This is a genomic window from Sporosarcina sp. Y1011 (assembly GCF_057669885.1).
This window is the reverse complement of record NZ_JBYHFP010000007.1, coordinates 54,702-66,766: the sequence shown is the minus strand read 5'-3', so window position 1 is coordinate 66,766 and position 12,065 is coordinate 54,702. Positions and strand designations below refer to the sequence as shown.

General features: G+C 39.6%; 11 protein-coding genes. 10 read left to right on the top strand and 1 reads right to left on the bottom strand.

What is annotated here, in order from left to right:
• Positions 1 to 42 precede the first annotated feature (42 nt).
• The gene (locus AC25Y5_RS10695) at positions 43 to 1,335 is read left to right on the top strand and encodes an alkaline phosphatase (protein ID WP_488140339.1); all 1,293 of its coding nucleotides are present in this window, start codon (positions 43 to 45) and stop codon (positions 1,333 to 1,335) included.
• A gap of 596 nt (positions 1,336 to 1,931) precedes the next feature.
• Positions 1,932 to 3,791, top strand: a complete 1,860-nt coding sequence (locus tag AC25Y5_RS10690) for a tetratricopeptide repeat protein (protein ID WP_488140271.1) — start codon at positions 1,932 to 1,934, stop codon at positions 3,789 to 3,791.
• Positions 3,792 to 4,016: 225 nt separating this feature from the next.
• Here the strand turns inward: AC25Y5_RS10690 and AC25Y5_RS10685 are convergent, their stop codons facing one another.
• Positions 4,017 to 4,823: an IclR family transcriptional regulator domain-containing protein gene (locus AC25Y5_RS10685; RefSeq protein ID WP_488140270.1), complete on the bottom strand. Its 807-nt coding sequence runs from the start codon at positions 4,821 to 4,823 to the stop codon at positions 4,017 to 4,019.
• Positions 4,824 to 5,033: 210 nt separating this feature from the next.
• Here AC25Y5_RS10685 and AC25Y5_RS10680 point away from each other — a divergent pair, with 210 nt between their 5' ends.
• From AC25Y5_RS10680 to psiE, 8 genes are all read left to right on the top strand, one after another.
• Positions 5,034 to 5,801, top strand: a complete 768-nt coding sequence (locus AC25Y5_RS10680; RefSeq protein ID WP_482104553.1) for a dioxygenase family protein — start codon at positions 5,034 to 5,036, stop codon at positions 5,799 to 5,801.
• Between the two features lie 137 nt (positions 5,802 to 5,938).
• Positions 5,939 to 6,781: an alpha/beta fold hydrolase gene (locus tag AC25Y5_RS10675; protein ID WP_488140269.1), complete on the top strand. Its 843-nt coding sequence runs from the start codon at positions 5,939 to 5,941 to the stop codon at positions 6,779 to 6,781.
• A 14-nt stretch (positions 6,782 to 6,795) separates the two neighbouring features.
• On the top strand, positions 6,796 to 7,518 hold the full coding sequence (locus tag AC25Y5_RS10670) for a carboxymuconolactone decarboxylase family protein (protein WP_488140268.1): 723 nt from the start codon (positions 6,796 to 6,798) through the stop codon (positions 7,516 to 7,518).
• Positions 7,519 to 7,530: 12 nt separating this feature from the next.
• Positions 7,531 to 8,217 carry a CoA transferase subunit A gene (locus tag AC25Y5_RS10665; RefSeq protein WP_488140267.1) on the top strand — a complete coding sequence of 229 codons (687 nt, stop codon included), beginning with the start codon at positions 7,531 to 7,533 and terminating at the stop codon, positions 8,215 to 8,217.
• The gene (locus tag AC25Y5_RS10660; protein WP_488140266.1) at positions 8,214 to 8,855 is read left to right on the top strand and encodes a 3-oxoacid CoA-transferase subunit B; all 642 of its coding nucleotides are present in this window, start codon (positions 8,214 to 8,216) and stop codon (positions 8,853 to 8,855) included. Before AC25Y5_RS10665 ends, AC25Y5_RS10660 begins: the two co-directional genes overlap by 4 nt.
• 21 nt (positions 8,856 to 8,876) lie before the next feature.
• A complete protein-coding gene (locus tag AC25Y5_RS10655; protein WP_482102003.1) occupies positions 8,877 to 9,992 on the top strand; it encodes a muconate cycloisomerase family protein in 1,116 nt (371 codons plus the stop codon).
• Positions 9,993 to 10,013: 21 nt separating this feature from the next.
• The gene (locus AC25Y5_RS10650) at positions 10,014 to 11,207 is read left to right on the top strand and encodes a thiolase family protein (RefSeq protein ID WP_488140265.1); all 1,194 of its coding nucleotides are present in this window, start codon (positions 10,014 to 10,016) and stop codon (positions 11,205 to 11,207) included.
• Between the two features lie 361 nt (positions 11,208 to 11,568).
• The gene (psiE, locus tag AC25Y5_RS10645) at positions 11,569 to 12,021 is read left to right on the top strand and encodes a phosphate-starvation-inducible protein PsiE (RefSeq protein ID WP_488140264.1); all 453 of its coding nucleotides are present in this window, start codon (positions 11,569 to 11,571) and stop codon (positions 12,019 to 12,021) included.
• The last annotated feature ends 44 nt before the right edge of the window (positions 12,022 to 12,065 follow it).

The window sequence follows — 12,065 nt, the reverse complement described above, 5'->3', positions numbered from 1 at the left end:
GCTGTACGATACTTCGAAGGAGGAGTTTAATTGAAGAAAACGTTGAAGAAAAAGATGATGATCATTGCGATTGCTGGGAGTTTTACTGTAGGAAGTTTTGCAGGGATCACGTCACTGCAACCCGCTGAAGCAAAAAATCCCGAATCGAATGAAAAAGTAGAGAACATCATTTTTATGATTCCAGATGGATACTCCAGTTCGTATGCGACAAATTATCGATTGTATAAAGGGGAAGAATCGGTAATGGATCCACATCTCGTTGGTATGCACAGGACATATTCTGCAAACTCGGCAGTGACGGATTCTGCCGCAGCTGGAACTGCAATGGCAACCGGAACGAAAACGAACAATGGGGTAATCAGCATGGATCCAGCCGGCAATAAACTCGAAACGATTTTACAATCTGCTGAAAAGAGCGGGAAATCTTCGGGATTGGTCGCAACTTCAACAATTACCCATGCCACACCTGCAGTGTTCGGTTCGCATGTTGAAACGCGCGCCAATGAAAAAGACATTGCACCACAACTCCTTCAAAGTGATGTTGATGTTCTTCTAGGTGGGGGTAAAAAGTATTTTAGTGATGATTTATTAAATAAAGCAAAACAGGATGGTTATGAAATTGTATCCGAGAAGCAATCCTTAACGAATGTAAAGAAAACAGATAAATTAATCGGTCTTTTTGCGGAGGATAGTTTATCTCCCGAATTGGACCGTGAGAACACTGATGAGCCTAGCTTGCAAGAAATGACATCAGCAGCTATCGACGTTTTAAGTAATGATAAAGATGGGTTCTTTTTAATGGTTGAAGGTAGTCAAATCGATTGGGCTGGTCATGATAATGATGCAGCATGGGCGATGAAAGACGCTGAAGCTTTTGAAAATGCAGTAGAAGCTGCACTGGATTTTGCGAAAAAAGATAAGAAAACGTTAGTCGTCATCGCAGGAGACCATGACACTGGTGGTATGTCTGTCGGCGGTAACGGTGGATCAGATGCCAATTTGGAAATCCTTAAAGATGTGACAGCAACAGGCGATTTCATGGCATCACAATTAAATGAAGAAAAAAGTAATATTCAAGAAATCGTATTGGAATATACGGGCATGACATTATCAGAAACTGAAATTAACCAAATCAAACAAGCAAGCAGTCCAGCATTCCAGATTAACTCAATCATTTCCAAGCATGCATCTGTTGGTTGGACGCACACTGGACATACTGGAACAGATATCCCTGTTTACGCTTATGGCCCACAAGCCCATAAATTTGCAGGACTAATCGAAAATACAGATTTTCCAAAACTGATGGCTGAAGCAATGAAAATACCATTTAAATAAGCTCTGATAAAACAGCTTATATAATGAAACACAGGACCGTTCCTCTATACAAAGAGGTGCGGTCATTTTTTATTTCGGGGTCAGCAAGTATATATTAATACAAGCATGAATACTAATCCGAAAAACTAATTTCAGTCGCATAGGTGAAATATGATTCGGGCTCATAAAATAGTAACATGACTATCGGATGAAAATCTGTTATTAATCAGTTGACTGAAAAATCTAATAACTATTAGCTTTCTAAGCTGTGAGTTGATATAATAGGAGTTATAATCCATACACGAGGACTTCGAGGAAAGGGTGGGTATCAGATGAAGAACAGATGGATCCTGCATAGCGGACTTGTCGATCGACAATAAACAAAAAACACCGGAAACCCATTCGACTAGATGTCGATAGGTTTTCGGTGTTTTTTTATTGTTGAAGTAGTGGTGCGATAGGGGTGGAAATGGTTTAGTAACTAATGCCAATACGTTTTTAAAACAAACAAAACAAACAAGAATGCTAACTTAATGCAGAAAGTACCAAATAGATAATATTTTCACACATTTCAATTTTTATTTTTGATACAATAGAATAAAAAGGGTGTGTGCCAAATGGTTGGTCGTAACGATCCCTGCCTATGCGGTTGTGGGAAAAAATATAAAAAATGTTGTGCGTTGAAAAATGAACTTTCCAGTGGGGATCTTATCGAAGAAGAGCTTAATCGGATATTAATCACTTTCATTTCAACCGAATTGGACGACCGAGCGAATAATGTGGAGTTAGAACGGTATGAAAGAAAGTGGATGAGCAAACTTGGAGGTAGGATGGAACCTAGAAAAATCAAGCAATCGGTTATTGAATATTTTCTGTTCGTTATCCGTCGTGATTTGTGGAAGAGGTATTTGGTTAAAGTGCTAAACAATCCGATTCGTTCTGTGACACGTTTGCTGATTGAGGCATGGGAAAATCCGTTTGTGCTTTTTGGAAAAGTGATAGACATCCAAGAGGACCATTTGCTTGTGGATGAGGTACTGGGGCATCAGACTTATCGCATCGCACTTAAGAATGATATGAAAGTTGAAAAGGATCTACTTGTTTTCGGAGTTGTGCTACCTGATAACAGAATACATGAAAATGGCATCCTGATCCTAGATGGAACGACGTTTATTTATGATAGGAACGGAAGTTTTGCGCAGAGTATTGGATCGATGGCGGAAACGAGCGAAGCCGATAACAGTTACGAATTCTTTATAATGCATATGCTTGATATTTACAAAGCAATTATAGACCGAGAAGTTTCTAACATGGATGATATAGTGGAGAACGAGATGTTTCCAGAACAGCAGGAAGTAATGGTCATTCTTGTGAGCGAATTAAAACGTCACAATGTACCGAATGAATTTCATGAATTTATCAAACTAATTGCCATTACATACATGTTAAAAGAGAAGGTGGTTTTTAGGAAGCCTGAAATTATTGCGGCGGCGGTTTTTAAAACCGCTTATGATCATGGAGCGCTTGGTGATACATTTTATTCGCAGGCAGATATTGCGAAAATGTTCGGTGTTTCCGTCGGTTCAATGAAAAAGCATGCGGAAGCACTTTCCGCTGTCTTTGCGGAGCTGTCTGAGAGTATGAATGATCACGGGGACACAACTACTGCCTATATGGTTGGGACAGACCCATGGATGACGGAAAGAGTGAATTGGGAAATGTACTGCAAAATGCAAATGTTGGATAGTGTAACGATTGAAGAGGCAAAAAGCTATTTGAATGAAACGATGAATACGCCTTTTACACCGAGTGACCGAAAACAGAGAGCCCAAGCGATTGCCTATGATGCATACGATGCTGAAAAAGCCCAAGAACGTTATCGGCTAGCGAAAAAAGCGCATGCACTCTACGCCGAAAATGTGGATGCTATCTTATTGCAAGCCGAAATGGCACCGATGGCAAAGAATGCAGAACATCTTTTTCAATTGGCAATTAAAATCGGGGAAAGCCAGTTTGATGTAGAACCTGAAATGGTATGGGGACTTGTGACGAATCGACCATATATGCGCGCCATTTTCGCATACGGCGTATGGTTATATGAATGCGAGCAGTTCGAAAAAGCTACAGAACTGTTCGGAAAACTGTTGACAATTAACCCAACCGACAACCAAGGTGCACGCTACTTAGCGATTTCCGCTTTCGCCTACGCTGGAAATCTTCCGGCTGCTAAGAGGCTGTTAGAAGAATATAAAACAGGAACCGGGAATGATGCTCCTTATTTGTTCCTGAAATGGATGGTCGAAAGGGATCCGGCTGAAATAGTAATTGAATCTGATACCCTGCTTAAAGCAGTCAATGCGAATCCATTTGTTATCCACCTTATGGATGAGGATGTACCGAAGCTACCGTACCCAACACGAGCTTCGATACTCCCGGGATCGATGGATGAAGCACAGTATATATGTATGTTGTTGTGAAGAATATCTTTTTATAAATATAGTGGATTGGTTAAATGAAAAATAAAACACGCTATGCAACCGGAAATCTGGTTATGTAGCGTGTTTTATTAATAGGGAGGACCATAGTCCAATTGCAGATGTGTACTAGAATATATATTTCCTTTATTTAGTAATTTAATATAATGACTTTTAATCGAAAATACTGTATCGATTCCATGTATGATTATGCAAATGTTGCCCAAATTATAAGTTGGTTGAACCATTTGTTGCGTTGATGGCAGCACTAATTTTTTCAGCACTTATTTGCAGTAATGGTAAAAATTTTTCTAGCTGTACTTCTTGTGTAACTCGTCCTGCATGTGCCGAACAATTTATGGCCGCGATTACTTTTCCATTTGCGTTACGGATTGGAACAGCAATCGAGCGAAGTCCTTCTTCCAATTGTTGGTCGACCCCACCCCAACCATTTTTATAAACATCTTCTAATATCCCTAGTAATTCTTTTTTATTAATTATCGTTTTGTTTGTATACTTATCCAATTCGATTTCCTCTAGATATTCATTCAACTCATCTTTCGGTAAGTTCGCTAGAAGGACATGGCCCATGGATGTCGCATATGCCGGTAACCTAGATCCAACATCCAAGTTTATAGACATAATTCTTTTCGTTGACACACGGGCAACGTAAATAATATGGGTTCCATCTAATATAGAAACAGAGCAAGATTCGCCTGTTAGATTTACAAAGTCTCTCATAAAAGGATGCGCAATACTCCAAACGTTATTGGAGGAAAGATAAGCATAACCTAGCGAAAGTGTGCGCGCTGTTAGCGAAAACACATTATTATTAGATTCGGCAAAACCCAGATGTTCAAGTGTAAGCAGAATTCTACGTGCTGTCGGTCTACTGAGTCCCGTTATTTTTGAAACGTCACTAATTGTAAGTGATTGGTTGTTCTGTGAAAAAGCTTGTATTACCTGCAATCCTCTATCGAGTGATTGAATGTAGTTACCAGATTGTTTGAAAACCTTTAATTCTTCTGTTGACAAACATAATACCCCCTATGTTATGATGTAGTTGTACGAATGAAGAAACACTGTACGTCTAGCGTACAACTTTAGTGGCTGTTCTGCAAGCCCTAAAAATGTGATATTGTTTTTTTGTTTCAAGATGAAGGCGTTTACATATCCATTTTCAATCAGTCGTATTATAATCGGTGTATTGAGAAAGACCAACAAAACCTTAAGGGGGAAATAAAAATGACAGAAGTATCTAAAAAAAATCCACGAGTATTAGGCGCATATGAAGGTTTCGTTAAACATTTAAAAAACTTTTTAGATGAGCAGCAATTTAATCATGAGGAATATACGAATTTCGTAAAATGGGCAGATCGCCTCGGTAAAAGCGGAGAAATCCCACTATTTCTAGACGTTTTCGTAGAGACGCATGTGTTGGAGGCTAAATACAAGAATTCTCCAGGAACTGAGCCTTCCCTATTAGGACCTTACTATGAAGAAGACTCACCAATGCTTGAAGGTTCAAGTGTTGTTATTCCACAAAGAGATGATGAGCCGGGAGATAAACTAACATTTACTGGGAATGTCAGTTCTGTTAATGGACCTATTGGGAGAACAAAGGTTGAGTGGTGGCAAGATGATGCAGATGGATTATATTCAAACTATGATTCAACTGCGCCAGACTTTAACTTGAGAGGACAATTTTACACGGATGACAATGGGGACTTTGAGGTCAAGGCAATTGTTCCAATCCCTTACCAAATTCCGACGAATGGCCCTACTGGTGAATTTACATTCGCTGCAGGTTATCATGCATACCGTCCAGCACATATCCATATCAAATTCGAACACGAAGGATTTGAAACATTAATCACGCAAGTGTTCTTTGAAGGGGACGAATGGTTGGAAACAGATGTTGCCGGCGGTGTTCGTTCAACACTAACAACAAAACTGATTGATAAAGGCGACCACAAAGAAGCTGCTTTAAACTTTGTAATGCGAACTGAATAAGTTACTAATTCTATAGCTGTCAGGGTAATCTTGACAGCTATTTTATTAGACTTTTACGATAAATCTGGTATGATTAATAACATAAGTGTACGCAATGCATAACTTTGTACGCATTACGTACAAGAGGAGAGGTTTAGATGATGGAATTTTACACTGTTAACATTAATGGAAAAGAAATTCAATTAGCTGATTACCCTGGAGAAAAAGGGACGATTATTGCCATTCATGGGTTAACGGGCACGCACAAAAATATGCATTATTATGCAGAAAAGTTTAAAGGTGCGTATCGATTTATAGCAGTGGATTTACGTGGCCGTGGAAATAGTGATGAAATGGATTCAGAACCATCAATCTTTAAGCATGCTGAAGATATTTTAGGTTTGATCAAAGAGCTGAAAATCGACAATCCGATTCTTATGGGTTATTCCATGGGCGCTTTTATAGCAGCGATTGTTGCAAGTAAATTAAAATCTACAAGAGCAGTGGTTTTACTAGATGGAGCTGCGAAAGCATCTGAACATCAAAGAGGTATTGTTCAACCTTCTTTAGGAAGACTAAGTAGAGAATATACATCGAAAGAACATTACGTAGAGGAAATTCAAAAAATCTACTCGAACTTAGGCGTCGTTTGGAATGATGTGTTACAAAGTACCGTTGAATACGAAGTAGGACCTGTCGACGACCACTGGGAGAACAAATCAGATGAAGCCCGTATTGTTACTGACTTTGATAGCTTTTATACGTTCGATCCAAAAGAGATTTGTTCACAGATTGAATGTCCAGTATTACTCGTTTATGCAGAAGGTAATATCGGTTCCATGCCGCCCCTGTTTTATTTAACAGACTATGAACAAACTCAGCAATACACGAAAAACATTGAAACGGTTATATCCGATTGTAATCATTACACGATGGTATTTGAAAATCGTGAAGACATCAATGTTCCAATAGAGGGCTTCCTCAACAAATTAGAGAAATAACTGGAGGTATATCGATGAGTAAAGGATTGGCTTATTTTCAACAAGTTTACGATGAAGTGCCCGGTTGGGTTCAGAAAATGCATGATTATAGCCCAGTAGTACTTGATCATTACACAGGTTTACGCGGTGAAATTATGCAGGATGGCGCGCTATCGCGTAAAGAGAAAGATGTATTATTAGCTAGTATGAATGCTGCAAGATTGTATCCACGTTCTATGGGTTACCATACGAAAGGGGCCATCGATTTTGGTTCAACAATCCCTGAATTAGTTGAATACTTTTTAGTTTCTTACCTATATGGAGGTACTGACGCATTGAAAGTATCACTCGAGGCCCTCTCTTATGCCCTCGATTTAAAAGGACGTACAGTTGAGCTACCAGCAAAAGGACCTGAAACGATTGAAGAGATTTTCCAAACAATGGTTACTTGGTTAGGTGATGAAGATACTAGTTTCTTACTTGATTCTCTAAACGTTATTCAAAGAAACGACCCGAAGGAAATAGAACAAAAACTTCTTGGTGATGGACATGTTTCGACACGTATGAAGCATTTGAATATGGTTGGTAATTATATTACACAGTTGAGAGGCGAAGAGGCAGTCGTGTGGATGGATAAAGCACGAGAAGTTGGCGCCTCCGAAGCAGACTTGGCGGATGTCGGCTACATTTGTATTTTAACGGCTGGTATTCCGTCGTGGTTTGAAATTAGTGATTCATTAAAACTAGCGAAGCAATAAGGGGTGGAATAGATGTCGAAAATTATGGATAATATTCAGGATGCGCTTTCCGTTGTGAAAAGTGGAGATACTGTTTTAGTAGGTGGTTTTGGATTAATAGGAGCACCTCTTTCATTAATAGATGGCTTGACTGAAAAAGATGTTAAAGATCTTACGATTGTGAGTAATAACCTTGGTGAGTCAGGCAAAGGGCTTGGTATTTTGTTGAATCAAGACAAGATTAAAAAAGGAATCGGCTCTTATTTTACAAGTAACCGAGATGTGGGTGACAAATACCAAAAAGGGGAGATTGAACTGGAATTACTCCCCCAAGGTACATTAGCAGAGTCTTTACGTGCTGGTGGAGCTGGTCTTGGTGGTTATTATACGACGACTGGCGTTGGAACTGATCTTGCAAAAGGAAAAGAAGAACGCGAAATTGATGGCGTGCAGTATATTCTTGAAAAGGCTATCCGCGCGGACGTAGCACTTATTCGCGCACATAAAGCGGATACTTTAGGGAACCTAGTTTATTATAAAACAGCACGTAATTTTAACCCACTTATGGCAACAGCTGCGAAAAAAGTAATTGTAGAAGTGGATGAAATTGTAGAACTTGGCGAGTTAAACCCAGAAGAAATCGTGACACCTTTTCTTTACGTCGACGTAATCATCAAAGCACAACAAGTGTTAACGAAGGATGGAGTGGTTAGTAAATGACTACACAAATGAGTAAATCGGATATGCAGCATTTTATCGCAAAGCGTGTAGCACAGGAGCTAGAAGGGCCATGTGTTGTCAACTTAGGCATCGGAATCCCTACGCTAGTAGCAGAGTACATGGAAGCAGAAGATATTTATTTGCATACTGAAAACGGCTTGCTTGGTGTAACGGATGTTGCAGAGGAAGATGTGGATCCGAATCTCGTGAATGCTGGGAAGTTACCCGTCGGAGAAGCGATAGGCGCTTCCTATTTTAACAGTTCGGATTCGTTTGCCATGATTCGTGGTGGCCATGTGGATGTCGCGATTTTAGGTGCACTTCAAGTCGACCAAACCGGGATTATTGCGAACTGGGCTGTCCCTGGAAAGAATATTATGGGTGTCGGTGGCGCAATGGATTTATTGGTTGGGGCGAAAAAGGTATTTGTGACGATGAGTCATACTTCTAAAGATGGTAGTAGCAAACTGGTAAAAGAATGTACTTATCCTATTACTTCGACAAGAAGTGTCGATATGATTTTCACTGAACTGGCCGTGTTTGAAGTTATCAATAAACAATTAAAGCTGGTAGAACTCATGCCGGGTGTGACAATTGAAGACCTAAAAGAGAATACAGAAGCCGATTTCATCGAGTAAAATATAGAAAGTTGGTTCACAATGAAAATACGTTCTTTTGCTGTTTATATTCTAGATTTACCGACAATACGACCACATCAATTGGCCATGCATACGATTGTTTCACAAACGATAGTCGTCGGCTGTGTTACTGATGAAGAAGGACGTGAAGGTTGGTCAGAAGTGGCAACAATCGGAGGGGCTTCTTACGGGGAGTCGACGCCAGAAGCGATTAAAGCCAATATTGACACGTATATTGCGCCATTAGTGATTGGGAAGAATCCCATTCACTTCGACAAAATTATGCATGAAGTATCGCAACAAGTGCGAGGCAATAATTTCGCTAAAACAGTTGTAGAAGCAGCGATTATTGATTTGGCAGCAAGAAGTAAAGGAATTCCGGCATTTGAATTATTCGGTGGTCAAATTCATACCTCATTGCCAATCGCTTGGACACTTGCTAGTGGGAATACAGAACAAGATATTGAAGAAGCGAAGGAATTTTTACATCAAAAACGCCATAATATTTTCAAATTGAAAATTGGAAAAGGCGATCCTTTTAAAAATGTGGAGCATGTACGTCAAATTAAACAAGCCATTGGAGACGAAGCGCGGATCACTGTCGATGTCAATCAAGCATGGGACGAAGATACGGCGAATTATTGCATCGCAGCTTTAGAAGATGGCGGCGTTTCGATGGTAGAACAGCCACTCCCAACGTGGAATTATGAAGGTATGTCGAGATTGACTGCTAAATTTAAAGTACCCATTATGGCAGATGAAGCAGCAAATAGCATTCAAGATGTGTTTCAAATATCGAAGCACCGCGCAGGTAATTGTATTGCATTGAAACCTTGTAAAGCAGGTGGATTAACGCAAACGAAGAAAGTTGCGGGAATTGCGGAAGCAGCGGGAATTGGCTTGTATGGTGGAACGATGATTGAGTCGAGCCTTGGTACAGCAATTTGCGCCCAATTATACGCTACTATTCCAGAAATGAAATTCGGTACGGAGATATTTGGTCCTTTATTGTTCAAAGATAATATTACAGTGAATGACATTCAATATGAAAACTTTGAAGTTATAATTCCGACAGGCCCTGGATTTGGTATGGAAATCGATAAAGAAAAAGTGAAACATTATGCGAGAAGCCTTTAAGTAAATTCGGGAGATGATGACATGAAAAATGTAGTAATCGTGGATGCAGTGCGTACAGCTATCGGTAAACTTGGAGGCAGTATCGGCAATGAAACAGTAGATTTCCTCGCTTCCCATGCGATAGAAGAGCTGATTCGTCGAACAGATTTAGATAAAAGCGCTGTTGGAGAAGTCATTTTAGGGCAAGCAAAACAAAGTTCGGATGCATCGAACCTAGCAAGAGTCGCAATGTTACGTGCTGGCATACCTGTTGAAGTACCTGGCTATACACTTCATCGGCAATGTGGTTCTGGTGTACAAGCCGTCAACTCTGCTGCACAACAAATTCAAACAGGGTTAAGTGACATGATTATTGCCGGCGGAGCAGAATCGATGAGTACTGCTCCTTACTATGTAAATAGTGTGCGATTTGGAACGAAATCAGGAGATGTTACGTTAAAAGACCCGAATACCGCTAGTCAACCAGGGTCTCAGCCTAAAGAAATCTATGGCGATCTAAATATGGGAATTACAGCAGAAAATATCGCAGAGAAATATAACATTTCTAGAGAAGCACAAGATGAATTTGCGTTAAGCAGTCAAGAAAAAACAAAAAATGCAATCGAAAAAGGCCATTTTGAAAAGGAAATTACCCCTTATCCGGTGAAAACTCGCAAAGGTATTATCGAGTTTAAAGTCGACGAGCATCCAAGAGAAACAACTTTGGAAAAGCTAGCCCTTCTTAAACCCGTATTCAAAGAAGGCGGAACAGTCACTGCAGGAAACGCGAGTGGACGAAATGATGGCGCAGCTGCGTTGTTAGTCATGTCCGAAGACGAAGCGTTGAAGCGGGGATACCAACCGAAAGCACGAATCATCGCGCAAGCTTCTGCTGGATGTGCACCTGAACTGATGGGCATGGGACCTGTTAATGCAACGTTGAAAGCATTGAAGCAAACCAACTTGTCGATGGCAGATTTAGATATAGTGGAATTGAACGAAGCCTTTGCTGCTCAAGCTATTGCATGTGTAAATGAGTTAGGACTGGACTACAGTAAAGTTAATCCAAACGGCGGAGCCATTGCAATGGGTCATCCAATTGGCGCGACGGGTGCGATTTTACTGACTAAATTAGTACATGAGCTTGAAAGAACTGGTAAAAAATATGGAGTTGTCACTCTTTGTATCGCAGGCGGAATGGGAATTGCTACAATCGTTGAAAACTTGCGCGTTTGATTTGTGAAATGATGAAGTGGAGAGTCGCTTTGTGCGGCTCTTAAACATAGGTATAATCGTGAATGATTGTACCTTTCATAAATTTTGATATAATGAACCTGAAAAATCACCTTTCTAGCTGAAGGTGATTTTTTTGTGTTGATAGAGGACAACCAAAGAAATGAACGTCAAGGGGGAGTGATCTACGCTGATAGATATTACAGATATACAAAGATGTCTTTCATTGTACCAAGAATTAGTAACATTTACAGAAACTTTAGAATGTTTATCGTAATCCTTTGGTAGTATAAGATTGTAAGCTGTATAACTTGTTCGCTGAATTCACACGTTCATTTTTAAAGTACTTCAAACAAGTCGGAGGATGATTTATATAGTTAAGTGGAAAAAAGTACTCAACTTTGTTTTTCAAATTATCCCCAAAACTCTCCAAGTCGTATTGAATATTTCACTCGTTTTCCTAGCGATCATTTTGTCGTTTTTATTAATTAAGGAATTAATCATTTTCTGCCATTTATTGTTTCATAAAGAAACGAATGATTATAAACTATTCCTAGCCAATATACTTATATTCTTTTTATACTTCGAGTTCATCACGATGATTGTGAAATACTTTAAAGAAGATTATCATTTTCCGATGAGGTATTTTATTTATATCGGGATTACTGCCATGGTAAGACTTATAATTGTTGACCACAATCAAGCACTAGATACTTTACTGTATTCACTTGTTATCTTAGTGTTAATCATCGGATACTTCATTATGAATATAACGCCGCATGATCGACCGGAAAGTAAGTGGATTTTCAAAAAATAAATGCTGTTGCAACTCAGCCTTTAATAAATTGCCAGAGAAGAAAC

Bases quoted from the DNA above. Each gene is read 5' to 3' on its own strand.
- AC25Y5_RS10690 (WP_488140271.1), top strand. From the start codon at position 1,932: ATGGTTGGTCGTAACGATCCCTGCCTATGCGGTTGTGGGAAAAAATAT.
- AC25Y5_RS10680 (WP_482104553.1), top strand. From the start codon at position 5,034: ATGACAGAAGTATCTAAAAAAAATCCACGAGTATTAGGCGCATATGAA.
- AC25Y5_RS10675 (WP_488140269.1), top strand. From the start codon at position 5,939: ATGATGGAATTTTACACTGTTAACATTAATGGAAAAGAAATTCAATTA.
- AC25Y5_RS10670 (WP_488140268.1), top strand. From the start codon at position 6,796: ATGAGTAAAGGATTGGCTTATTTTCAACAAGTTTACGATGAAGTGCCC.
- AC25Y5_RS10665 (WP_488140267.1), top strand. From the start codon at position 7,531: ATGTCGAAAATTATGGATAATATTCAGGATGCGCTTTCCGTTGTGAAA.
- AC25Y5_RS10660 (WP_488140266.1), top strand. From the start codon at position 8,214: ATGACTACACAAATGAGTAAATCGGATATGCAGCATTTTATCGCAAAG.
- AC25Y5_RS10655 (WP_482102003.1), top strand. From the start codon at position 8,877: ATGAAAATACGTTCTTTTGCTGTTTATATTCTAGATTTACCGACAATA.
- AC25Y5_RS10650 (WP_488140265.1), top strand. From the start codon at position 10,014: ATGAAAAATGTAGTAATCGTGGATGCAGTGCGTACAGCTATCGGTAAA.
- psiE (WP_488140264.1), top strand. From the start codon at position 11,569: ATGATTTATATAGTTAAGTGGAAAAAAGTACTCAACTTTGTTTTTCAA.